This is a genomic window from Rathayibacter sp. AY1C9 (genome assembly GCF_002932315.1).
Lineage (GTDB): Bacteria > Actinomycetota > Actinomycetes > Actinomycetales > Microbacteriaceae > Rathayibacter.
The window spans coordinates 215294-239024 of sequence record NZ_PSVZ01000001.1 but is presented as its reverse complement, the minus strand read 5'-3'; the positions used below and the strand labels follow the sequence as shown (position 1 = coordinate 239024).

The following is a 23731-nucleotide window of genomic DNA, read 5'->3' as shown; positions in this document are numbered from 1 at the left end:
CCCGGGGCGCGCGGTGCAGGTCATCGCGCGCCACCGGCTCTCGGGGTTCCGCTCATCTGCGAGCATCTCTCATGTCGACGTGAGCGGCACCGCCCGGTGCCCCGTCGGGACGAGGGGTGGTCAGGGTGCGCTCGAATGCTCGCAGGACGAAGGCCGGAGCGGCGATCGCGGTCGTGGCCGCTGTACTGGCGGGCTGCACGCCACCGGAGCCGGCGCTCACCACCGCCAGGGTGCTGCAGGCGGTGTCCGTCGCCGTCTCGTCCGACGGGGGTGTCCGTGCGATCGAGGGGACGGCCCTCGCCGTCGGCGACGACCCGTCCGACACCTCGGCGACCACCACCGTCTACGATCCCCCCGAGGTCGCCGCCGACCTGCCGGTCCGTGTCCGGCCCTCGTGGCGCACCGCCGACGCCTCGGGCACCGATCCGGCCGACCTCGCCGGGCGCTCGGGTCGGATCGAGATCTCGCTCGCGGTGGAGAACCTGACGGTCCGGCCCGAGGAGGTCGCGTTCGACGCGGCCGGTCGTGCAGCCCGCCGCAGTGCACTCGTCGGCGCTCCGCTGACGATCGCAGCCTCCGCGGTCCTGCCGGGCGTCTCGCCGAGTCGCGTCGTCACCGAGAGCGAGTCGGGTGCCGTCACCAACGGCGTGCTCAGCCGTGACGAGCACGGAGACGCCGTCGTGCAGTGGGCCGCTCTCCTCGCTCCCCCGGGCGGTGGCGCGACGGCGAGGCTTACCCTCGTCGCCGACGTCGCCGACTTCGCCGTCCCCGCCTTCGACCTGGCGGTCCAGCCCGGCCTGAGCACCGACCCGACCACCGAGGGGGCGCTGGGCGCCGCGTTCGACTCCTCCGACGCCTCGCCGCTCGCCCTCGAGCGCCGCACGATCGAGGTCGTCACCGCGGTGGACGACCTGCTGACGCAGGCCGGCACCACCGTCGCCGAGGTGCGGGCCTCGCTCGACGCGACCTCCGAGACTCTCGGTGTCCGCACGGCCGAGGGGCTGCGGGCCGGCGCCGCCTCGACGGCGGCCTCGATGCAGAGCCTCTCCGGGCAGCTCGGCGCGCTCCGGGCGCAGCTGTCGTCGACGGTCTCGGGCACCGAGTCCGGCCTGCTGGCGCAGCTGTCCGAGGCGATCGACGCGGTGGACGCCCTGCTGGGCGATACATCGGCCGCGGTGCCGCCGCCGACGGTCTCGGGCAGCGGATGCGGAGTCGCCGTCGACGGCGGCCGCTCCGGCTCGATCCACTCCGAGCTGCTGCGGCTCACGGCCGAGCTCGACGCGTACGGAGCGGCGGCCGAGTCCTGCCGCGACGAGGTCGTCGCGGCTGTCCGTGCTGCCGCGGGGCCGGCACATCCCTCCGCCGAGACCTGCACGGCACCCTCGACCACCTGCTCCCTCGCCGCCTCCGGAGCCGCCGTCGACACCGTGCTGCTCGGGATGCTCGATCGCGGGCAGGACCTCGTCGACTCCCTGCAGCCGGAGCTGATGGACGGCGTGCAGGCCGGGTTCGCCGCCCTCGCGAGCAGGGTGGACGCCGCGTCGGCCTCGGTGGACACCCTGGCCGACCCGGAGGGATCCGTCACCCGGGCACTCGCCGCCCTGTCGGCGACGCTGGACGAGCTCGACGCGGACACCGCGGGCCTGGAGACGACGGTCGCCTCGGTCGGCACCGCCGCCACGACCGCCCTGGACGAGCTCGGCACGCCGACCAGCACGGGGTCGCTGTCGGCGCAGAACCAGGAGCTGGCCGATCGGCTCTGCGAGCTGTCGCCGGCGACACAGTCCCCTGCTGCCGCACCCACGCCGACCAGGCGCCCGACGCGCGCACCCGTGGAGGTGACCCGGGGCTCCGTCGAGGAGCTCCGCGCCTACCTGACCGCGACGCCCTGCTCCGGCACGGGCCGCCTCGACGCTCCCGACGGCTATCCGGCCCCCCTGGCCGACCGGCTGAGCGACCAGGTCCACGCGTGGACCGCCGTCGCCTCCACCGTCGGCAGCACCGGCGCTAGCGCCGACCTCGCCGCCCTGCGCGCCGCGCTCGCCACGGTCCGCGGAGGCGTGGCCGAGGCCGGCGCGACGGCCGGCTCGGACGACACGCGCCTCACCGGCCTGCTCGCCTCCCTCCGCACCGGCGTCGACGCGCTGACCGCTCAGCGCGACGCACTCGGCACCCGCATCGACGCTCTCGGTGCCCAGCAGGACGCTCTCGCACCGGCGATCCAGAATGCGTTCGCCGAGGCGGACACGGCAGCCGCATCCGCGGTCACCGCACTCCTCGACGAGCAGGTGCGGCGGATCTCGACGCGCTCCGGCGCCGACGCCGACGCGGTCGTCGCGATGTTCGACCGGTCGGTCTCGAGCCTGCGCACGGCCTCCTCCGGCATCCACTCCGACGGTGCAGCGACGGTGGACGCCGGGCACCGGGCTCTCCGCACCGCGGAGGCCCGGATCGGCGGGGCCGTCTCTGAGCGGACGCGCGCCTCCCTGGCCGGCATCGCGACGACGATCGACGCCTCGACCCGCGACACCGACGCGGCCGCCGCGCTCCTCGCAGCCGATCTGCACAAGGTGCTCCTGGACCTCGGCGACCGGACGGTCGGCGGCTCCGGCCTGCTCGGATCGATGACCACGAGTGCCGCGAAGGTCGGCACCGCCGACGTGCAGCTCGCCCTCGCCTCGCAGAGCGCACGGGGCTACGCCGCGGTGCGGTCCGAGGACGTCTCGGGCATCCTGCTGGTGCAGGCCCAGGAGCGGGCCTCCCTCCGGGCCGGGGATGCGCTTCCCGCGTTCCACCTCGACCTGCCCGAGGGCGCGCGGACCCGAACGGTCTACTCCTTCCGGATCGGGGACGAGCGATGACCCGCCTGGGCAGGCGCGCGGCGCAGCACCCCCGCACCGCTCGACGGACCACGATGCTGGTCGGCGGCGCGGTCGCCCTCCTCGGCGTCAGCGGTGCCCTCGTCTCCCTCCTGCCGCCGCAGTCGGCTCCGATGACGGAGGTCGCCGCTCTGCCTGTCGGCTTCTCGTGCGCCCGGGTGCCCGAGCGGATGACGCTCGGGGTGGTGGTCTCGCTCAGCTCGGCTCCGGGCGAGGGCGCGGAATGGAAGGACGCGGCGAACGGCGCCGTCGTCGCCGCGCACCGGTCAGCGATGGGCGGCTGCGAGATCGGTCTCGTCGCCGTCGACGACCACGGGACGCCCGAGGGTGCCCGCGCCGCCGTCGAGGAGCTGACGGGGCAGGGCGTGTCCGGCCTCGTCCTCGCGGCCCACGGCACCCACACCGCTGCAGCCGTGGACGCCGCTCGGGCCGCGGGGACAGCGGCCGTCCTCCCCTACGGAGGCGGCCCCGACCTGCCCGGCGACGGCGTCTGGTCCCTCGGACCCGACACCGCCTCGGCCGACGCGGCACTCGTGGAGGAGGCCGGCGGAGGCGCCCGGGTACTCCTCGTCGACACCGGTGGAGGCACCCCGACCGGTCTCTCGCCCGCCGCGACGGTGACCGCCGATCCGGGCGCTGCCGCGGACGTGATCGTCAGCGCCGCCCGCCCGCACCTCGAGGGCGAGCTGGCGGTCGAGCGCGTCGTCGTGTCCGGCCCCGCCGCGGCGCAGGCGACGGCGGTCGCCGCTCTGCAGGCGGCGGGGGCGTCCGTCCCGATCCTGCTCACGCCCGACGCGCTGAGCCCCGCCTTCGCTCCCGCCCTGGCCGCGGCCGGAGGCACCCTCTCGGGAGATCTGACGACGATCGGCACGGATTCCGGCGACGCGGTCGCTCTCCGCGGCGACGAGCGCGGGCGCGCGGCCTCCGCGTTCCTGGGGGCTGTGCGGATGACCGCCGACGATGCCGCGCGGACGACCCTCCTCGGCGACCGCGCGTTCCGCGATCTCGCCGCGGTCGCAGACGCCCCCAGCCACGACGCCGTCGTGGCGCTGGTGCGAGCCGCGGCCGTCGCAGGCAGCAGGGAACCCGCGGCGGTCGCCGCCGCACTCCGGGGATCCACGATCGGACCGGCGGACGGGCTCGCCGGTCCGCCGCTCGACTTCGGCGCCGCGCACGCTCTGGACGCCCCGGCACTCCCCCTCCACTCCTCGCCGCAGCGCCTCGGCCTGCGGCCCGCCGACCCGCCGCTGCTCTGGTTCGCCGGACAGCCCCGACCGTGAGCCCCCGGTGCGACTCCTCCTCGACCTCGACGGCACCCGCTCCGACATCGACCTCGGCCGCCACAACGACTCCGCGACACTCGGCGAGCTGATCGCCACCGCCACCGGGCACCGCCTCCCGCCCGGGACGGCCCTCGCCGTCGACACCGTCCTGCACCCTGTGGAGACCCGGCTGGCCGATCTGCTGCTGCTCGAGGGAACGCGGATCGCCCGCTCCCCCCTGCCCCGACCTGCCGCGGCCCGCGGGTGGACGGCCGTGCTGTCGGGCGGTCTCGGCGCGGGAGCCGTGGTCGAGATCCCGCGGGCCCGCGCGCTGATCGTGGGCCGCTCCCCGCACGCCGACGTCGTCCTCGACACGGCGAGCGCCTCCTGGGAGCACTTCTCGGTGACCCGCGAGGGCGACGGCCTGCGGGTGCACGACGCCGACAGCACCAACGGCACCCTGGTCGACGGCGTCTCCGCGACCGGGGACGGGGTCCTCGTCTCCGACGCCGTGGTCGTGATCGCCGGTGGGGCGGCTCTCCGATTGCGCCCCGCGCCTCCCGAGCTCCTCGCGCCCGAGCCGGGGAGCACGGACAACGTCACCGCGACGGCGACCGTTCCCTTCAACCGGCCGCCGCGACCGGGACGTCCGGCGGCCGGCGAGGCGGTCGTCCCGCCGGCCCGCCTCGAGATCGCCTCCGCCACGACCTTCAGCGTGATCACCGTCGCCGCGCCGCTCGTCCTCGCCTTCGCGATGGTCCTCATCATGGGCGATGCGCGCTACGCCCTCTTCGCCGCGCTCAGCCCCGTGGCCGGGGTGGGCATGTGGTTCGAGCAGCGGCACCGGCACGCCCGAGCGACCCGGTCCGAGGAGCAGCGCTACGGCGAGGCGCTGCAGACGCTCCGCGACGACATCGCCCGTTCCGCGCGTGTCGAACGGGCCCGCCTCGAGGAGGACGCGCCCGACCCGGCGACGACGATCCGCCGGGCGGCGCTGCCCGCCACGTCGCTGTGGCAGCGGCGCGCGACCTCCGCCGATGTGCTCCGCCTGCACATCGGCGTCGGCGACGTCCCGTGGTCTCCCCCGCTCGATCAGCGCGGAGTGCCGCGGCTCGAGGAGGAGGTGCGCGCGATCCTCGCGGTGAGCGTCGTCCCGAGCGCGCCGGTGTCCATCGATCTCGCGGACTCGGGCGTCGTCGGGATCGTCGGCGACCGCGAGGGCGGCCTCGCTCTGGCGAGGAGCCTGCTCTGCCAGGCGGCGGTCCACTGCGGTCCGGCCGACCTGGCGATAGGGGTGTTCTGCGACCGGCGACGCGACTTCGACTGGAGCTGGGCCTCCTGGCTCCCCCACACGCGTCTGGCCGGGGGCGGACGCCGCCTCTCCGACCGGCGCGACCGCAGCTCCGAGCTCCTCCGCGCCCTCCGCGACGAGGACTCGCCGCGCGTGCTCCTGGTGCTCGACTCCGACGTGCTGACCGAGGGACGCGCCGCTCCGGCGCGCGAACTCCTCGGACTCGGCCGCGGCGAGCGCGAGGCGGCGACCCGGATCTCCGGCCTCGTCCTCGCGGCGTCGGAGGAGCAGCTCCCCGCCTCCTGCACGGTCGTCGTCCGGGTCGGAGCGGACGCCTCGGCGCTCCTCTCCCGGCCCGACGAGCGGATCACCGTCGAGGACGTGGTGCTCGCCGGTCTCGCCTCCTCCACGGCCGAGCGCTGTGCGCGCGACCTGGCGCGCTTCGAGGACCCGGAGCTCGTCACCGCGGGGGCGGCCCTCTCCGCGCTCGTGCGGCTGCCGCCGCTCCTGGGCGCCGATCGTCCGACCGCCGCGGACGTCCGGGGGTGGTGGTCGAGCGCCCGGGGCGTGCGCGCGCCCGTCGGCTCGTCCGAGCACGGTCCGCTCGTGCTCGATCTCGTCGCCGACGGCCCGCACGGCCTGGTCGGCGGCACCACTGGCTCGGGCAAGAGCGAGTTCCTGCGCTCCTTCGTGGCCGGCCTCGCGGCCTGGAACGATCCGACGCGCCTCACCTTCGTGCTCATCGACTTCAAGGGGGGTGCAGCGTTCGCGTCCTGCGAGCGGCTCCCGCACACGATCGGCACCATCAGCAACCTCGACGCCCAGCTCGCCGACCGCGCGCTGCGCTCGCTCCAGGCCGAGATGCGGCGTCGTCAGCGGCTCTTCGCCGCCGCCGGCGAGGGTGTCGACGACCTCGACGCGTACTGGGCCACCTCGCCGCCGGAGCCGATGCCGCGGCTCCTGCTCGTCGTCGACGAGTTCGCCGTTCTCGCGAAGGAGCATCCCGACGTCCTGACGTCCCTCGTGAGCGTCGCCGCGGTCGGCAGGACGCTCGGCGTGCACATGATCCTCGCCACCCAGCGTCCTGCCGGAGTGGTGAACGACGACATCCTCGCCAACACCAACCTCCGCGTCGCCCTCCGGGTGCAGAGCCGGGACGACTCCGCCGACGTGATCGGAGTCGCGAGCGCGGCCGGGATCTCCCGCTCCCAGACCGGCCGAGCGTACGTGAAGCGGGGCCAGAACGACATCTCGCCCGTCCAGACGGCGCTGGTCACCGGTCGCGCGGAGGCGCCGGCCGTCGAGGCGATCGAGGTCCGCCCGGTCGGACCCACGGGCGTCCCCGTCGAGGGCCCCTCCCCGGTCGCCGCCGACGAGACGGCCCCGACCGATCTCGACCTCCTGATTGACGCGGTGGTCGAGGCGGACGCCGCTTCGGGCTTCGGCCCTCCCCGCCCGATCTGGCCGGAGCCGCTCGAGGACACCGTGGCCCTCAGCGGGTTCGGTGCGGAGGAGTCCGACCTCGGTCGCGTCGTCGGCGACGTCCTGCACGTCGCACTCTCGGACGACCCCGACCGGCAGCGCCGGACGCCGACCGGCTGGGATCTGGGCGAGGGGAACCTGCTCCTCATCGGCATCCCCGGCAGCGGCACCAGCACGGCGCTCGCGTCGATCGCACTGACGGCCGCCCGCCACTTCCCCCCGGACGAGCTCGACCTCTACGTCCTCGATGCCGGTTCCCGCGACTCCGCCCCGCTCGCGCGACTCCCGCACACCGTCTCCTACGTCGGCGCAGGTGGCGGATCCCACGAGAAGCAGACCCGGTTCCTCCGTCACCTGCGCGACGAGGTGCGTCGGCGCCGAGCATCGCCCGGGAGCCACCGTCGTGCGCTGGTGCTCGTCGACGGTCTCGCGACTCTGAAGGACGAGTTCCAGGACTGGGAGGGCCTGGCTCTGATGGAGGCGTTCACCCGCGCCTACGCCGACGGACCGGAGCTCGGCCTGCACTTCGCGGTGACGAGCACCCGGGCGAGGGCGATCCCCTCGGTGATGGAGGAGGTCACGACGCAGAAGTGGCTGTTCCGCCTCGCCGACCCGCAGGACTACGCCGCCGCCGGGGTGAAGCCGGTGCAGGCGCCGGCAGCGGTGCCGGGGCGCTGCGTTCTCACCTCGTCGCTCCTGCAGACGCAGGTCGCGACTCCGAGGGCCGGTCTCGACGACGCGATCGCCGAGCTCGCGGCCGCCTGGCCGGACGCGCGCGGCAGGACGAGCACGGTCGGCACGCTTCCCGACAGGGTCGCCGTGAGCGCACTCGGGATCGAGGCCTGCTTCGATCGCGAGCCGTGGCTGCTCCCGATCGGCCTCGGCGAGTCGGACCTCGCCCCGCTGGCGTTCCAGGTCTTCGAGGGCGAGCACGTCGTCATCGCCGGACCCGCCCGATCGGGCAAGTCGACCGTGCTGCTCGCCCTGGCCGAGGCGGCGCGGGCCGCCGGCTCGGTCGCCGTCTGGGGAGTGTGCGATCGACGCTCCCCGCTGAGGGGCGCCGACCTCGACCGACTCGCTGTGGGCGCGGAGGAGCTCCGCACCCTCCTCGCGTCGCTGTCGACGGAGGAGGGCCCCGTGCTGCTCCTCCTTGACGACGCCGAGCGCTGGGACGACGCCGACCAGGCGCTGATGAGGCTGGTCTCGTCGGGTCGCCCGGGACTCTGCGTCGTGCTGGCCGGCCGGTCGAGCGAGCTCCGCAGCCATTTCGGGAACTGGACGAAGAAGGCGGCGGCCTCCCGCTCCGTGCTGCTGCTCCAGCCCGACGTCGACAACGACGGCACTCTCCTCGGCGCGCAGATCCCGCGGCGCTTCCCCGTCCCGCCCACGGTGGGCCGGGGCTTCGTCAGCCTCGACGGCGAGATCCACTTCGTGCAGTCGGTCTCGCCGACGCCGGCGGACGGCGGCTGATCAGCGCCCTCGGGCGGGTGATCGCGCCTCCGCCACCGAGTCGATCGGCGCGTCCTCCTCGAGAGCGCTCCGATCACTCCGAGACGCACCGATGGAGGTGCGCGGAGGAAGGAGCGCGGAGACGACGAGCACGTCCCGCCCCCGCTCGCCGGAGCACGCAGGGGCGGGACGGCCGGTCAGCTCCCTCCGCCGGCGGCGAAGATGTTCTGCGAGATCGTCGCCAGCTGGCTGCGCAGCTCCTCGAGCTCCTGCTTGGCCTTCTCGAGGGCCGACTTCGTCTCCGGCCAGGTCGACGAGCGGAACTGCGAGGCCAGCGGACCGTCCCAGACGTTCGGATCGGACAGTGTCCGCCCCTGTGCGTCGAGCCGGCTGATCTGATCGGCGAGGCCGCCGTTGACGATCGACTGGATCTGCTGGATCGCGGACTTCGCCTCGTCGGTCGAGAGAACACGTGACATGGATCACACCTTTCTACCCCTGCGGACGGGACCGTCCCGCCCGCTCCCCCCTCCACCGTCGTTTCATGAGGATATCTCGTCATGGTAGAAGGCAAGACAGCACAGACGGCTCGCGTGGCGTCGACGGCTCGACACTGGCGCGGGAGGTCGACTCACTCGCGAGTGGTGATCGCGAAGGGACTGCTCGAGAGGTCCGAGAACGCGCCCACTCGGGCGCGCAGCTCGCAGGACGGAGTCACCGTGAGGGCGGTCACCGTCAGCCCGTCGGACGACACGGCGACCGCGCCGCTGCAGCCGTCGCTGAACCGCACGCCCTCCACTCCGCCCGCGATCGCGTCGAGCATGCTGCTCGCCGGCGCGGACGACGGCGTCGCCAGCAGGGGATTCACGGGGTCGGCCCCGCTCGGCCAGACCGGCACCAGCGTCACCGGCAGCGGGGTCCGGCCGACCGTCCGCGCGGGAGTCTCGATCCGCACATCCCGCAGCCGCTGCACGGGATACGCCGTCCCGGTGACCGCAGGGTCGGCCACGGCCTGTGCCGTCGCAGACGCTGCCGCCGCCAGCCACCCGTCCAGGGCGCTCTGCTCGGCCACCGCGATCGGCACGGTCGCCGTGACGTCGACGATCCCCTGCGCCGGGACGTGCAGGTCCGTCAGGCTCCAACCGCAGCCGACCCCGACTCCGGTGACGCTCGGCCGGTTGCGCACCGCCGTCACTCCGGACCAGCTGGCCGCGGGGCACGCCGCCGCGGCGTCCGGGCCCGGCAGCACCTCGAGGAAGGACCCCGAGAGGGGCGCGCTCTGGGCGGAGTAGGAGATCTCGACGACCACGGCCCGTCGCTCCGCGTCCCAGGTGGCCGATCGCGTCACTCCGAGGCCCGTCGGCAGCGGCCGGTCCTGCTGCCGGGCCGACAGGTCGGCATCCGGCGCCGAGGCCCGTGCTCCGCCGCCGCGCGGCTGGACGGCGAGGAGCACCGCCCCGATGAGCAGGACGCCGGCGCCGAGGGCGGCGAGGATCATCCGCAGACGTCCGCCGCGCCCCCGCCGAGCTGGAGCCTCGAACGGCCGTTCCACCAGGCGCAGCTCGCGGCGCGGCACCGGGCGGAGCACGGTCGCCTGCGACGACGGGCCGAGCTCGGGAGCGGGCCCCTCCTCCACCGGCTCCGACGACATCTCCACCGCCATCCCGCGGAGGACCGTGCCCGGGCGCTCGGCCTCCTCGAACTCCGCCGCGCCCGCCGCGAGCGGCAGCGCCGGCAGCCCGGCCAGCGCCGGGGAGAGGCGTCGCAGGATCCCCGCCGCCTCCGCAGCCGTCGGCCGCGACGCCGGATCCTTCGCGAGCATCCGGTCCAGGAGCGACGCGAGCCGCGGCGGCAGATCCAGCGGCGGCGGGAGCATCGCGACGTGCCGGTAGGCGACCGCGACGTCGGCGCCGGGGCCGGCGAACGGGGTCCGGCCGCACAGCAGCTCGTAGAGCAGGATCCCCGTCGAGTAGACGTCGCTCGGCGGGCCGGCTGCTCCGGTGGCGAGCATCTCGGGCGAAAGGTACTCCGGCGTCCCGATGACACCCGTCGTCGCGCGCGGCCCCTCGGCGACCACGTGAGCGATGCCGAAGTCGGAGACGCGGACGGCGGAGCCCGCATCGTCCGCACCCTCCGCGAGCAGGACGTTGTCGGGCTTCACGTCCCGGTGGACCGTGCCGATCGCATGCGCGGCGGCGAGAGCGTCGAGGATCGAGGCCGCCACGGGCAGCGCATCGACCGCCGGGAGGGTGCCCTCGTCCCGCAGCAGCTCCCGCAGCGATCCGCCGCCGACGAGCTCCATCACGATCCCGAGCGTCTCCCCCTCCACGACGAGGTCGAGCACCTCCACGACGTGCGGGTGCCGCAGACGGGTGAGCACCGACCTCTCACGGACGAACCGCTCGACCAGGCCCGCGTCGTGCACGTGCTCACCGCGGAGGAGCTTCGCCGCGCGGTCCGGCCCCTGCGCGTCGGCGACGCGCCACACCTCGCCCGCGGCACCCGAGCCGATCCGCTCGAGCAGGCGGTAGCGCGCCCCCAACGGATCCCCGGCACTCCTCGCCATGCCGCCTCCCGATTCGAGCTTCCGTCATCTTCGAGAGGAAGCGTAGCGGAGACCGCTCGGGCGGATCAGCGGTGGCGCATCGGCCGGATCAGAACCCCTCGTTGGCGCGCGGTGCGTAGTCAGCGCCCAGCGCCTCCAGCTCGTCGGCGGTCAGCTCCACGTCCAGCGACGCGACCGCGTCGTCGAGGTGGTGGAGCTTCGTGGCTCCGACGATCGGAGCGGTGACCGCCTCCTGCTGCCGGACCCAGGCGAGCGCCACCTGCGCACGGGGCACGCCGCGCTGCTCGGCGATGCGTGCGACGGTCGCGACGGTCCGCCGGTCGGCCTCCTCCTGCTGGCGGTAGAGGGTGCCGCCGAAGACGTCGGTCTCGGTGCGCGCCGTGGTCTCGTCCCAGTCGCGGGTGAGCCGGCCCCGGGCGAGCGGCGACCACGGGATCACGCCGACTCCCTGGTCGACGCAGAAGGGGTGCAGCTCGCGCTCGTCCTCGCGCTGGATCAGGTTGTACTGGTCCTGCATCGAGACGAACCGCGTCCAGCCGCCCAGATCCGCGGTGTACTGCGCCTTCGCGAACTGCCACGCCCACATGCTCGAGGCGCCGATGTAGCGCGCCCTGCCCGAGCGGACGACGTCGTGGAGCGTCTCCATCGTCTCCTCGATCGGCGTCTCGGGGTCCCAGCGGTGGATCTGGTAGAGGTCGACGTAGTCCGTGCCGAGACGCCGGAGGCTGTCGTCGATCGCGCTGAGGATGTGCCGCCGCGAGAGGCCGCCGCCGTTGGGGCCGGGGCGCATCCGCCCGTGGACCTTCGTGGCGATCACGACCTCCTCGCGGACCGCGAAGTCCGCGAGCGCCCGGCCGACGAACTCCTCGCTCGTGCCGTCGGAGTAGACGTCCGCCGTGTCGAACGTGGTGACGCCGAGCTCCAGCGCCCGCCGGAGGAAGGTCCGCGACTCCTCCTCGCCCATGCTCCAGCCGTGGGCACCGCGGTCGGGAGCGCCGAAGCTCATGCAGCCGAGGACGATCGAGGAGATCTGCAGGCCGCTGGAGCCGAGTCGGGTGGAGTCCATGCGCGTCGCTTCCGTGTCGAGGAGGGGGTCCCTCCAGCGTCGCACCCGCGAGCGGCGGCGCGCCAGCCGTCCGGCTACACGGCCGGATCGCGACGAGTGGCGGCGACCACGCTCGGGAGGAACAGCGCGACGACGGCCACCGCGGCCGGCGCCAGCAGCGCCCAGCCGATGTCGGGCACGGCGTACTGGCCCTGGAAGGCGCCGAGCGCCACGGCCATCATCACCAGCTGGATCGTCAGCGCCGACGCGCGCATCCAGCCGCGCCGTCGCACGGCGCCGAGCGTCGTCGCGGCGGCCCAGCACACGGCGATCAGCGCGAGGACGACGATGGCGATCCCTCCGCCGACCGTGTCGGCCCGGGTCGTCAGCAGCTCGAGCACGAGCCACGCCGCGACCCCGGCGACGGCGAGCGTCTCGAGGGCCAGGACCGCGATCAGCACCATCAGACCGAGCGGCCGGGAGGCGGTCGGGCGGGGTCCGCGGGACCCGTTCGCGTCAGCGGTCACAGGCACATCCCATCCAGGACTCTTGATTCGGGCTCATCCCCGTGACAGGCTAGTCCAGTTCGTTTCACCGCTCACAGGGTCGTGGGTTTCCGCCGATGTGAACATCCGATCCCGCCGCGCCGTCAGGCAAGGGGGCGAGCCGGATGACCAGCACTGGAGCCGGGTGGCCGACGCAGTGCTCACGCATCGCGTCGAGTGCACCGGCAAGAACCGAGCGTTCTCCCGTCCACCACCCCGATCCACCCCGCGCTCCAGCACGGGGCCTCGTGGCGTGCGCCGGTGAGGGCGCGGAGGTCGAGTACTGGTCGGGATCGTCGGCGTGGATCGATCATCCCACCCGAACACTGCGTGGTTCCTCCACGCACGCCTTCACACAAGGAGCACCCGCATGGACTGGCGCGACAAGGCCGCTTGCCTCACCGCAGACCCCGAGCTTTTCTTCCCGGTCGGCAACACCGGCCCGGCCGTGGACCAGATCGAGAAGGCGAAGTCGGTGTGCGCACGCTGCACCGTCACCGAGGTCTGCCTCCAGTACGCCCTCGAGACCGGCCAGGACTCGGGCGTGTGGGGCGGCCTCAGCGAGGACGAGCGTCGCGCCCTGAAGCGCCGCGCCGCCCGCGCACGCCGCGCCTCCTAGGCGCACGAGCCGCTCGGCGGCACGAACGATCCCGACCCCCGTCGCCTCTCGGCAGCGGGGGTCGCGTCGTTTCCGGGCTCAGGAGCGGGCGCGCTCCAGCCACCGCAGCGGCACCTCGATGGTGACCTCGGTGCCGCGCCCGACCAGCGTGTGCCAGTCGATGGTGCCGCCGAGCTCGCCCTGGATGAGCGTGCGCACGATCTGCGTGCCCAGGCCCGATCCGACCTTGCCCTCCGGCAGCCCGACGCCCGTGTCGCGCACCTTCACCGTGAGCTCGTCGTCGCTGCGCGAGGCGACGATCTCCACGTCGCCCTCCCGTCCGGCCAGGCCGTGCTCGACGGCGTTGGTGACCAGCTCGGTCAGGGCGAGCGCGAGCGGAGTCGCGTACTCGCTGGGCAGGTTGCCGAAGCTCCCCGTCAGCTTCGGGTGCACCGTGGTGTTGTGGGTCGAGGCGACCTCGGCGATCAGCAGCAGCACCCGGTCGAAGACCGCGTCGAAGTCGACGTTCTGGTTCAGCCCTTCCGAGAGCGTGTCGTGCACGACCGCGATGGCGGCGACGCGGCGCATCGCCTGCGTGAGCGCCTCCCGGGCGAGGTCGGAGTGGGTGCGCCTGGCCTGGATCCGCAGCAGCGAGGCCACGGTCTGCAGGTTGTTCTTCACGCGGTGGTGGATCTCGCGGATCGTCGCGTCCTTGGTGATGAGCTCCCGCTCCTGGTGGCGCAGCTCCGTCACGTCGCGGCACAGGACGACGGCGCCGACCCGCTCGCCGCGGTCGCGGATCGGGATCGCGCGCAGCGACACCGTCACTCCGCGGGCCTCGATGTCGGTGCGCCACGGCGCCCGGCCGGTCACGACCAGCGGGAGCGACTCGTCGATGACGACCTTCCCCGCGATCAGCTTCGTGGTGACGTCGGCGAGCGACTCCCCCTCGAGCTCGTCGGCGAAGCCGATGCGGTTGAACGCCGAGAGGGCGTTGGGGCTCGCGAACGTGGTGACGCCGTCGACGTCCAGGCGGATCAGTCCGTCGGACGCGCGCGGCGCCCCGCGACGAGGACCGGTCGGCGCGCCGAGGTCCGGGAAGTCGCCCGAGGCGATCATCGAGAAGAGGTCGTTCGCGCAGTCGTTGAACGTCAGCTCCTGCCGGCTCGGCGTGCGCGTCTCGCTGAGGTTGGTGTGGCGCGTGACGACCGCGATGGGGCGGTCCGTCGTGCCGCCGTCGGAGGCCCCCAGGCGGCGCAGGACGGGCACCGCGCGCACGCGGGTGGGCGTCTCCTCGAACCAGTCCGGGGCGGAGGTGTCGACGATCCGCGCGGTCTCGAACGCCTCGACGACCTGGGCGCGCCACTCCGACTTGATCCTCTGCCCGACGAAGTCGCGGTAGAAGAGCGTCGCCGCGCTGCTGGGGCGCGCGTGGGCGACGGCGACGAAGCTGTCGTCGGCCGTGGGCACCCAGAGCACGATGTCGGCGAAGGCCAGGTCGGCGAGCAGCTGCAGGTCGCCGACGAGCAGGTGCAGCCATTCGACGTCCGCTTCGTCGGATCGGCCGTGGGAGAGGACGAGGTCACTGAGGGTCGACACCCGACAAGCCTAGGGCGCGGCCGGGCGGTGCACGCCGGGCTCGCTGTCCACAGCTCGGGACGGCCGACGATTATCCACAGTCTGCGCCTCTGCACTCCATGAGCATCCCTCGACTGCTTCGATGAGGTCGTCCTCGCGTGCCGACCCAGCGCGCCCAGCCCGTCGAGCAGAGAGGTGACCCGGACCCGTGAACAGCTCGTCCTGCCCCAGGAGATCGCCGCATGAGCCTTCCCCTCCACGCCTTCGACTACCGCACCCTCCCCCTCGACCCCGAGGCGGCCGTGGAGCGGCTCACCATCGCGGAGTTCTTCGCCCCGCAGCCTGCGACCCGCGCGGAGCTGCCCGACCCGGAGCCCCTGCTCGCCCGGCTCACGCACCTCGTGATCGAGATCCTGGAGGGCTCGCGCGAGATCGACCAGATCGCGCGGTGGCTGAGCGACGAGGTCTACCACCACCTGCAGAAGCGGGTCGTGCTCGCGGCCCGCGCCCGCAGCCTGCGGAAGCGGACGGCGCAGCGCGTCCCGTTCACGGTCGGACGGGTGATCGTCACGGAGCCGCGGGACGGCGTCGTCGAGGGAGTGGTTCTGGTGCATCACCGCGCACGGAGCCGGGCCGTCGCGATCCGGCTCGAGGGCACGGACGCGCGCTGGCGTGCCACCGCGATCAACGTGCTGTGAGGAGCGGGTCAGCGCTCCCGGGCGGCCGCACCGGCCGGGAGCACGATCTCCACTCCCCTGTCGCGCAGGGCCTCCTCGAGCTCCGGGGGCGGCGGTGACGAGATGATCCGCGCGACCGAGCTCCGCGACCTCCTCGGGGACGGCTTCACCGCCGCCGACTACGACCACATCGGCGGACTCCCTCCCCAGCCCGGCTCGCAAGCGGTGTGCGCAGCGGTGGAGTCGGCGCTCGAGGCCTGCTGCGTCCCCGGGCTCGTCCTCGAGACGGACCGGCCGACGACGATCGGCCTCGGCGACACCTTCGCCGGCGGCTTCGTCTCGGCTCTCGCGCGCGGCGAGTCCTGACGGCGGGCGAGGCCGGGCTCCGAGCCTCCGCAGGAACGCCGACGGCCCCGGACACCCGCTGCTGCGGGACCGGGGCCGAGGGCGTCGTCCGGGGAGGACTCAGCGGCGCTTGGACTGCGCGCGTCGCTCCTCGCGGTTGGCGGGGGCGTCCGAGCCGCCCGGCTTCTGGCCGAAGGCGCCGGTCGTCGGAGTCTCCTCCGCCTCGCCCTCGGGGAGCGCCTTGCGGGCCTCCTCGGCGCGGGCCTTCGCGGTGGCCGCCTGCTGCACCTGTCCGCGCTGGTCGCGGACCTCGACGCCGCCGGTGTCGCTCGGAGCCGAGTAGCTGAGCTTCTCGGCCGGAGCGACCGGCTGAGCGAGGCCCTTGGCCGCGACTCCGGCGACCTCGCCCTGCTTCTGGGTCACCTCGACCTCGAGGTTGAAGAGGAAGCCGACGGTCTCCTCGCGGATCTGCCCCATCATCTGCTGGAACAGGGCGAAGCCCTCGCGCTGGTACTCGACCAGCGGGTCGCGCTGGGCCATCGCGCGCAGGCCGATGCCGTCCTTGAGGTAGTCCATCTCGTAGAGGTGGTCGCGCCAGCGGCGGTCGATCACCGAGAGCACGACGCGGCGCTCGAGCTCGCGCATGGCGGGAGAGCCCAGCTGCTCCTCGCGGTGCTGGTAGGCGAGCTGCGCGTCCGAGAGGATCTCGCGGCGCATGAACTCCTTGTTGATGCGGCCGCGGCTGCCCGCCTCCTGCACCACCTCGTCGATGGTGAGGCTGATCGGGTACAGCGTCTTCAGCTCGGTCCAGAGGGCGTCGAAGTCCCAGTCGTCGCCGTTGCCGTCGCCGGTGTGCACCTCGAGGATCTCGTCGATCACGTCGACGAGGAACTTCTGGGTGCGCTCGTGCAGGTCGTCGCCCTCGAGGATGTGGCGGCGGTCCGAGTAGATCGCCTCGCGCTGGCGGTTGAGGACGTCGTCGTACTTGAGGACGTTCTTGCGGATCTCGGCGTTGCGGGCCTCGACCTGCGACTGGGCGCTGCGGATGGCGCGCGAGACGACCTTCGACTCGATGGCGATGTCGTCCGGGACGTTGCCCCGGCCCATGAGCGCCTCGGCGGCGCCGGAGTTGAACAGGCGCATGAGGTCGTCGGTGAGCGAGAGGTAGAAGCGGCTCTCCCCCGGGTCGCCCTGGCGCCCCGAGCGTCCGCGGAGCTGGTTGTCGATGCGGCGCGACTCGTGGCGCTCGGTGCCGAGCACGTAGAGGCCGCCGGCGGCCTGGACCTTCTCGGCCTCCTCGCCCACCTTCTCCTTGACGGCGGCGAAGACCTCGTCCCACGCGGCCTCGTACTCCTCCGGAGTCTCGGAGGGGTTCAGGCCCTTGGCCGTCATCTCGGAGACCGCGAGGAACTCGGCGTTGCCGCCGAGCATGATGTCGGTGCCTCGACCGGCCATGTTGGTCGCGACGGTGACGGCGCCGAGGCGGCCGGCCTGGGCGACGATGGCCGCCTCCCGCGCGTGGTTCTTGGCGTTCAGGACCTCGTGGCGCACGCCCTTCTTGGCGAGCAGGCGCGAGAGGTACTCGCTCTTCTCGACGCTGGTCGTGCCGACGAGGACCGGCTGCCCGGCCGCGTGGCGCTCCGCGATGTCCTCGACGACCTGGGCGAACTTGACCTGCTCGTTCTTGTAGACGAGGTCGGCGTTGTCGATGCGCTGCATCTTGCGGTTCGTCGGGATCGGGACGACGCCGAGCTTGTAGGTCGACATGAACTCGGCGGCCTCGGTCTCGGCCGTTCCGGTCATGCCGGAGAGCTTCGCGTAGAGGCGGAAGTAGTTCTGGAGCGTGACGGTGGCCAGGGTCTGGTTCTCGGCCTTGACCTGCACGCCCTCCTTCGCCTCGATGGCCTGGTGGATGCCCTCGTTGTAGCGGCGTCCGGCCAGGATGCGGCCGGTGTGCTCGTCGACGATCAGGACCTCGCCGTTCAGCACGACGTAGTCCTTGTCCTTCTTGAACAGCGCGCGCGCCTTGATGGCGTTGTTGAGGAACGAGATCAGCGGGGTGTTCGCCGACTCGTAGAGGTTGTCGATGCCGAGGTAGTCCTCGACCTTCTCGATGCCGGGCTCGAGGACGCCGACGGTGCGCTTCTTCTCGTCGACCTCGAAGTCCTCGCCCTCGTCGAGGCGCTTGGCGAGGTTGGCGAACTCCGCGAACCAGCGGTTCGCCTCGCCCGAGGCCGGTCCGGAGATGATCAGCGGGGTGCGGGCCTCGTCGATGAGGATCGAGTCGACCTCGTCGACGATGGCGTAGAAGTGGCCGCGCTGGACCATGTCCTGCGCCTGCCACGCCATGTTGTCGCGGAGGTAGTCGAAGCCGAACTCGTTGTTCGTGCCGTAGGTGATGTCGGCCGAGTACTGCTCGCGGCGCTGCTCCGGGGTCTGGCCCGAGAGGATCACTCCGGTCGTCATGCCGAGGGCGCGGAACACGCGCCCCATCAGCTCGGACTGGTACGACGCGAGGAAGTCGTTGACCGTGACGATGTGCACGCCGCGGCTGGCGATCGCGTTGAGGTAGGCCGGAAGGGTCGCGACGAGCGTCTTGCCCTCTCCGGTCTTCATCTCGGCGATGTTGCCCAGGTGCAGGGCGGCGCCGCCCATGAGCTGCACGTCGAAGTGGCGGAGGCCGAGCGTCCGGCGCGAGGCCTCGCGGACGGCGGCGAACGCCTCCGGCAGCAGGTCGTCGAGGGACTCGCCGTTCGAGTAGCGCTCGCGCAGCTCGACGGTCTCGTTCTTCAGCTCCTCGTCGCTGAGGTGCGTGAAGTCCTCTTCGAGGGCGTTGACGGCCTTCGCGTAGTTCTCGAGGCGGCGGATGACCCGCCCCTCCCCGACGCGAAGGACCTTTTCGAGGACAGAGGCCACGGGGTACTCCAAAAAAGTAGAAGACAGGAGTCGCGCGCCGGAGCGCGGACCGCGACCAGCCTAGCCGGGGCGGGCGGCGAGCGGTCGGGGCGACGCGTCCGCCCTGGGCGGACTCCCTGCCTGGGCCCGGGGTCGGATCTCAGCCGGCGGCCTGCTCGGCGAGCTCGTCGGCCTCGTCGCCGAGGCCGATCACGCCGTAGTCCCAGCCCTTGCGGCGGTAGACCACGCTCGGGCGGTTCGTGTCGGAGTCGATGAAGAGGTAGAAGTCGTGTCCGACCAGCTCCATGTAGTCGACGGCGTCGTCGACGGTCATCGAGACGGAGGCGAAGACCTTCTTGCGGATGACGACGGGGCAGTACGGCTCCTCGACCTCGTCCTCCACCGGCTCCGGCGCCTCCTGCACGGGGATGACGCCCGTGCTCAACTGCTCCAGCACCGCCGCGTCGGCCGGCTGGATGGCGACGACGCTGAAGTCGTCGGCGGCCGCGTCGCGGAGCGAGGTCGGCCGATGCTGGCCCCGATGGACCTTCTTCCGGTCCTTCGCGCGTCTCACCCGTTCGAGCAGCCGGCCGATGGCGACGTCGAACGCCGCGTACTTGTCGGCTCCGCTCGCCTCGGCCCGGACCACGGGCCCCTTGCCGATCAGCGTCAGCTCCACGCGGTCGCCGCCGGCCGAGCCCTTGCCCTCGGCGTGCCTGCTCGCCTTGATCTCGAGTGCGAGAGCACGATCGGCGAGGTGCGCCACCTTGTCCGACTTCTCCGTCGCGTACGCGCGGAAGCGATCGGTGATGTCGATGTTGCGTCCTGTGATGTCGATGTCCATGACAACCTCCCAGTCGAGTACGGCGTGCCGCCTTTCTCCGGGGCGGACCGTTCACGCCGTGCCCCCACCGTAGACCCCGGCCACCGGATCGTCACCGGGAGTTCGTCCGGATTCTGCTGCTACGTTCCCTCCTCGTTGCGCGGTGCCGGCCAGGGCCGCCGCGGCCCGGACCGTCCCGCCGGCCGCACGCACGGCGCGCCGGAGCTCGAGCAGGGTCGCGCCGGAGGTGACCACGTCGTCGACGAGGACCACCGGCGGCCACGACGAGAGCGGACGGCGGGCGCGGAACGCCCCGTCGAGGTTGCCGCGCCGCTCGATGCGGCCGAGCCCGACCTGGTCGCGGACCATCCGCGACCGCCGGAGAGGACGCGCCGCCCGCCCTCCCGCCGCGGCGACCAGCTGCGCGACGGGATCGGCGCCCCGCCGCACGCGGCCGAGCCAGGAGCCGGGCGGGACGACCAGGATCGCGGGGCTGCCGGCGAGCGCCGCGCCGAGGGCCGGACGCAACAGCGCGCCGAGCGGGGCGAGGCAGGCCGTGCGGCCCTCCTCCTTCAGCGCGACGACGAGGCGGCGCACCGTGCCCTCGTACGGGCCACCGGTGACGACGAGGAGCGGATCGTCCGGCGGCCCGACGACGCGGGTCAGCAGGCAGGCCGAGGCGGCCGCGTCGGCCGAGCAGTCCGGACAGGGCGCCCGGCTCGTCGGCTCTCCGCAGGCGGGGCACTCCAGCGGGAGGAGGACGGCGAGGGCGTCGAGCAGGTGATCGGAGAGCATGCCTCCACGTTCGCCGTCCGGGCCGCGGCGCGGGGGTGGATCCGTCGGATCGGGACGATCCGCCTGCCCGACGCGCCTGGGGAGGAGCATCCGGAGCGCTCCGTCGTCGACAGGGCTCCTCGCCGCCGACAGGACCGGTCAGGACCCCATGCCGGTCTGCGCCGCGAGCAGCCGGATGTCCGTCGCGGTCGTCTGCCAGGCCGAGCCCCGCTGCTGCCGGAGCTCCCCGCCCTCGGCGAGGATCCGGACCTGGGTCGAGGTGTTGCCCGCGGCGATCTGGACCGTGCCCGTCGTCGTGCCGAGCGCCGTGGCGCCTCCGCCGAGCAGGTTCATCGTGACGGCGTCCTCTCCCGTCGAGCCGCGGACGACCGACACCACGTCGAGCTCGTCCGTCCAGGCCGCGGCGACCGCGGTCCCCAGAGTCGAGCGGAGGACGACCGGCTCGCCGACCGCCACCGGGTCGCCGTCCCGGGAGCGGGTGATGCCGGCCACCAGCACCGTCGCCTGCTGCCCGTCCTGGGCGAGCGCCAGCATCCGGGTGCCGTCGCGCGACACGGCGATCGAGGCGAGCGACTCGACCTCGCTCCAGGCCGTCGCGACCTGCATCGAGCGCGAGCCGTCCGCGGAGTACGCCACCAGCTGCCCGGGCGAGGCCGACGGCACCGACCAGACGTACCCGAGCGGATCGATGGACGGCGCGACGAGGCCCGACCGCGCGTCGAGGAGGACGTCGGCACCGTCGGGCTCCACGAGGCTCACGCCCGCGGCGGTGAGCACGGCGGCCGATGCGTCCGAGTCGGCCCCGCGCTGCTCGCCGAGGACCGCGGCCCGCGGCTGCAGCGCCTCGATCCGATCCGAGATCCCGAGGCCGGCCAGCCCGGAGGAGCCGAGGAATCCGAAAGCGTCGTCGGTCAGCACGAGCGGCCGGGTGTCGACGCGGGGCGAGGTCGGCAGGCCGGTGACCTCGGAGGGGACGTCGATCGGGTTCTGCTCGACCGAGAGCGCGACTCCGGTGACGTTCGAGACGTTCGCGAGGCTCCGGTTCAGCTGCAGGGCCATCAGCCGCCACTGCGCCGGATCGGCCTCGAGAGCGGCCGGGTTCAGGTCGACCACGGCGCGCTGCGACTCGACCGGGACGGTCTCGGCCGCCAGCGTCGTCCCGGTCGGGAAGGCCGACACGACGGCGGCGGAGTCCCGCAGCCACGGCGTGGGGCCGCGCAGCAGCTCGGTGACGATCGTGGTGCTGGTGGAGCTGTCGGCGCGCGAGGCGAACCAGCGCAGGTCCGGCACGAGGTACTGGTATGCGGGGTCGAAGAAGTAGAGCGCGTGCGTCGAGAAGACCTGCTCGAAGGTGGTGCGGTCGATCACCACGCCGCTCGGCGGCGCGCTGATGCGCCACTCGCCGTTCTCCTGGACGAAGCCGTAGTCGAGGGTCAGGCCGGCCGTGGTGGCGACGTCGGTGTAGACGCCGGTCGCGTCGACCTCGGCGACGGGCGTGATCGTCAGCGAGAGCGTGGATCCCGACTGCGGCGAGGCGGAGCGCTGGCCCTCGTCGACCGTCACGTGCTCGCCCGGCGTCCAGTCGGCTCCGGTGGAGAGGAACTCGCGGGCGATCTTGTAGTTGTTCTGCGGGCTAGACGCGGCGTCGATGAAGCCGGTCAGGATGTCGCGCTGCGACGCACCGACGGCGGGTCCCGACGGGAGGAAGTCGTACTGGAGGTCCTGCGGCGCGGTGTCGGGCCGTCCGACTCCGACGTCGCCGTCCCGCGGGATGCCGGCGCACCCGGCCAGCCCGAGCGCGAGCAGCGCGGCGGCCGCGACGGCGCGGAGGACGCCGCGCCTCACGGGAGCACCCCCGCGGCCCCGACCGGAGGAGCCTGCAGCGGCGGGAGGACGATCGGGCCGCTGTAGGCCTGCTCGCCCGCGTCGACCGGGGGCAGCGGGAGCGGCGAGGCCTCGATCCGCTCGCCGCGGTGGCGGGGCACGGTCAGGCGGAAGCAGGCGCCGCGATCGGGCACTGACCAGACCTGCAGCCAGCCGTGGTGCAGGGCGGTGTCCTCCTGCGCGATGGAGAGGCCGAGGCCGGTGCCGCCGAGCGTGCGGCGGCGGGACGGGTCGGCGCGCCAGAAGCGGTCGAAGACGCGCACCACCTCCTCGCTGCTCATGCCGTGCCCGTAGTCGCGCACCGCGAGGGCGACCGCGCTGGCGTTACTGTCGACGGTGACGACGACCTCGCGGCCGTCGCCGTGCTCGATCGCGTTGCCCAGCAGGTTGCGGACGATCCGGCGGATGCGGCGCGGATCGAGGTCGGCGTCGAAGTAGCCGCCCGGGGCGGAGAGAGTGAGCCGGGAGCCGTTCGCCTCCGCGATCCCGCGCATCGCCTCGATCTCGTCGCCGGCCAGCTTCACCAGGTTGACCGGCTCGAGCTCGAGCTCGGCCGATCCCGCGTCGTGGCGGGAGATCTCGAGCAGGTCGGCGAGGAGGCTCTCGAAGCGGTCGATCTGGCTGTGCAGCAGCTCGACCGTGCGCTCGGCGACCGGGGCGAAGTCCTCGCGCTGGTCGTACAGCACGTCCCCGGCCAGCTTCATCGTCGTCAGCGGCGTCCGGAGCTCGTGCGAGACGTCCGAGACGAAGCGCTGCTGGACCTGGCTGAGCGTCGCGAGCTCGCTGATCCGGTCCTGCAGGCTGTCGGCCATGCCGTTGAAGGACCGGGCGAGGGTCGCGATCACGTCCTGGCCCCGCTCGGGGATCCGCACGTCGAAGTCGCCGGCGGCGAGGCGCTGGCTCGTCTCGGCCGCGACCCGGACCGGGGCGACGACGATCCGCACGACGACCCAGCTGACCGCTCCGATCAGCAGGATGAGCAGGATCCCCGCCACGTTGAGCACCTGCTGCACGAACTGGAGCGTGCGCTCCGCGTCCGCGAGGGAGTAGCCGATGTACAGCTCGTAGCGCCCGGCCGAGCTCGGCAGCTCGAGGGTCGAGCCGACGAGGATGCCGGGCTGCTGCTGACCGGAGGCGTCGAGCGTCACCGACTGCCAGTACTGCCCGTCGGAGCCCGCCTGCACCCGCTCGCGCAGCGCGTCGCTGATCACGCCGTTCTGCAGCTCGCGGTTGTAGATGTCCTGAGGCGCCAGCGAGGACGCCTCCTGGTCGGGCGAGCGCACGACGGCGATCAGCGCGGAGGAGGAGGCGTCCCGGACGGCGGTGCGCACCGAGCTCATCACCTCCTCCATGTCCTGGCGGGTGGAGACGGTGGCGGCGTCGAGGTATCCCTGCGCGGCCCGGGTCGCGCGCGACGTGTCGCCCGTGACCTGCGTCAGCCGTGACTGGAACAGGTTGTCGCTGATGCTGTACGAGAGGTAGACGCCGGTCGAGCCGATGGCGATGCCGCTGAGCAGGACCGTGATCGCGACCGCGCGGAACTGCAGCGACGTGCGCCACACCCCGAGCACGCGGCGGGGCCACCGGCGCACGTCGGGAGCGGCGAGGCGGGGCACG

The 23731-nt window shown here is 73.4% G+C and carries 16 protein-coding genes; 6 read left to right on the top strand and 10 right to left on the bottom strand.

Features of this window, described 5'->3' with window-relative positions; all coding sequences use genetic code 11:
* Positions 1–125 precede the first annotated feature (125 nt).
* Genes C5D09_RS01155 through C5D09_RS01145 form a run of 3 tightly spaced genes read left to right on the top strand, consistent with a single transcriptional unit; the run spans position 126 to position 8384 of the window.
* A complete protein-coding gene (locus C5D09_RS01155; protein WP_146085593.1) occupies positions 126–2861 on the top strand; it encodes a hypothetical protein in 2736 nt (911 codons plus the stop codon).
* Positions 2858–4159, top strand: a complete 1302-nt coding sequence (locus tag C5D09_RS01150; protein ID WP_104268425.1) for an ABC transporter substrate-binding protein — start codon at positions 2858–2860, stop codon at positions 4157–4159. Before C5D09_RS01155 ends, C5D09_RS01150 begins: the two co-directional genes overlap by 4 nt.
* 7 nt (positions 4160–4166) lie before the next feature.
* Positions 4167–8384, top strand: a complete 4218-nt coding sequence (locus C5D09_RS01145; RefSeq protein WP_104268424.1) for an FtsK/SpoIIIE domain-containing protein — start codon at positions 4167–4169, stop codon at positions 8382–8384.
* Between the two features lie 176 nt (positions 8385–8560).
* On the opposite strand, the gene C5D09_RS01140 is transcribed toward C5D09_RS01145, so the two are convergent.
* The 4 genes from C5D09_RS01140 to C5D09_RS01125 all read right to left on the bottom strand — a co-directional run bounded on the left by C5D09_RS01140 (position 8561) and on the right by C5D09_RS01125 (position 12501).
* Entirely contained in the window at positions 8561–8842 is a 282-nt protein-coding gene (locus C5D09_RS01140) for a pyrophosphorylase (protein WP_104224124.1), read from the bottom strand.
* A 152-nt stretch (positions 8843–8994) separates the two neighbouring features.
* Positions 8995–10929 (bottom strand): serine/threonine-protein kinase, encoded by a 1935-nt coding sequence (locus tag C5D09_RS01135; RefSeq protein ID WP_104268423.1) that lies wholly within the window; start codon positions 10927–10929, stop codon positions 8995–8997.
* An 88-nt stretch (positions 10930–11017) separates the two neighbouring features.
* Positions 11018–11995, bottom strand: coding sequence for an aldo/keto reductase (locus C5D09_RS01130; protein ID WP_104257096.1), 978 nt, complete (start codon positions 11993–11995; stop codon positions 11018–11020).
* Between the two features lie 74 nt (positions 11996–12069).
* Positions 12070–12501: a hypothetical protein gene (locus tag C5D09_RS01125; protein WP_104224127.1), complete on the bottom strand. Its 432-nt coding sequence runs from the start codon at positions 12499–12501 to the stop codon at positions 12070–12072.
* 388 nt (positions 12502–12889) lie between these two features.
* On the opposite strand from C5D09_RS01125, the gene C5D09_RS01120 reads away from it, so the two are divergent.
* Positions 12890–13138, top strand: coding sequence for a WhiB family transcriptional regulator (locus C5D09_RS01120; RefSeq protein ID WP_055788231.1), 249 nt, complete (start codon positions 12890–12892; stop codon positions 13136–13138).
* 78 nt (positions 13139–13216) lie between these two features.
* Here the strand turns inward: C5D09_RS01120 and C5D09_RS01115 are convergent, their stop codons facing one another.
* Positions 13217–14716, bottom strand: coding sequence for a sensor histidine kinase (locus C5D09_RS01115; protein ID WP_104268422.1), 1500 nt, complete (start codon positions 14714–14716; stop codon positions 13217–13219).
* A 221-nt stretch (positions 14717–14937) separates the two neighbouring features.
* On the opposite strand from C5D09_RS01115, the gene C5D09_RS01110 reads away from it, so the two are divergent.
* Both C5D09_RS01110 and C5D09_RS01105 read left to right on the top strand, forming a co-directional pair.
* Positions 14938–15393, top strand: coding sequence for an Rv3235 family protein (locus C5D09_RS01110; protein WP_219812134.1), 456 nt, complete (start codon positions 14938–14940; stop codon positions 15391–15393).
* Between the two features lie 102 nt (positions 15394–15495).
* Positions 15496–15738 carry a hypothetical protein gene (locus tag C5D09_RS01105; RefSeq protein ID WP_104224129.1) on the top strand — a complete coding sequence of 81 codons (243 nt, stop codon included), beginning with the start codon at positions 15496–15498 and terminating at the stop codon, positions 15736–15738.
* A 99-nt stretch (positions 15739–15837) separates the two neighbouring features.
* On the opposite strand, the gene secA is transcribed toward C5D09_RS01105, so the two are convergent.
* The 5 genes from secA to mtrB form a co-directional block, all read right to left on the bottom strand.
* Complete coding sequence (secA, locus tag C5D09_RS01100) at positions 15838–18633, bottom strand: preprotein translocase subunit SecA (RefSeq protein WP_104268421.1); 2796 nt, start codon at positions 18631–18633, stop codon at positions 15838–15840.
* A gap of 139 nt (positions 18634–18772) precedes the next feature.
* Positions 18773–19456 (bottom strand): ribosome hibernation-promoting factor, HPF/YfiA family, encoded by a 684-nt coding sequence (gene hpf, locus C5D09_RS01095; RefSeq protein WP_104224131.1) that lies wholly within the window; start codon positions 19454–19456, stop codon positions 18773–18775.
* A gap of 51 nt (positions 19457–19507) precedes the next feature.
* The gene (locus C5D09_RS01090) at positions 19508–20230 is read right to left on the bottom strand and encodes a ComF family protein (RefSeq protein ID WP_104246661.1); all 723 of its coding nucleotides are present in this window, start codon (positions 20228–20230) and stop codon (positions 19508–19510) included.
* Positions 20231–20368: 138 nt separating this feature from the next.
* A complete protein-coding gene (locus C5D09_RS01085; protein ID WP_104268420.1) occupies positions 20369–22075 on the bottom strand; it encodes an LpqB family beta-propeller domain-containing protein in 1707 nt (568 codons plus the stop codon).
* Entirely contained in the window at positions 22072–23730 is a 1659-nt protein-coding gene (gene mtrB / locus C5D09_RS01080) for an MtrAB system histidine kinase MtrB (RefSeq protein WP_244229464.1), read from the bottom strand. The genes C5D09_RS01085 and mtrB overlap by 4 nt, the downstream gene beginning before the upstream one ends.
* Position 23731: the final 1 nt, after the last annotated feature.

What these genes read in the sequence shown, in the direction of transcription:
- C5D09_RS01150 (WP_104268425.1), top strand. Translation starts at nt 2,858, where the DNA reads ATGACCCGCCTGGGCAGGCGCGCGGCGCAGCACCCCCGCACCGCTCGA.
- C5D09_RS01140 (WP_104224124.1), bottom strand. Translation starts at nt 8,842, where the DNA reads ATGTCACGTGTTCTCTCGACCGACGAGGCGAAGTCCGCGATCCAGCAG.
- C5D09_RS01135 (WP_104268423.1), bottom strand. Translation starts at nt 10,929, where the DNA reads ATGGCGAGGAGTGCCGGGGATCCGTTGGGGGCGCGCTACCGCCTGCTC.
- C5D09_RS01130 (WP_104257096.1), bottom strand. Translation starts at nt 11,995, where the DNA reads ATGGACTCCACCCGACTCGGCTCCAGCGGCCTGCAGATCTCCTCGATC.
- C5D09_RS01120 (WP_055788231.1), top strand. Translation starts at nt 12,890, where the DNA reads ATGGACTGGCGCGACAAGGCCGCTTGCCTCACCGCAGACCCCGAGCTT.
- C5D09_RS01110 (WP_219812134.1), top strand. Translation starts at nt 14,938, where the DNA reads ATGAGCCTTCCCCTCCACGCCTTCGACTACCGCACCCTCCCCCTCGAC.
- C5D09_RS01105 (WP_104224129.1), top strand. Translation starts at nt 15,496, where the DNA reads ATGATCCGCGCGACCGAGCTCCGCGACCTCCTCGGGGACGGCTTCACC.
- hpf (WP_104224131.1), bottom strand. Translation starts at nt 19,456, where the DNA reads ATGGACATCGACATCACAGGACGCAACATCGACATCACCGATCGCTTC.
- C5D09_RS01090 (WP_104246661.1), bottom strand. Translation starts at nt 20,230, where the DNA reads ATGCTCTCCGATCACCTGCTCGACGCCCTCGCCGTCCTCCTCCCGCTG.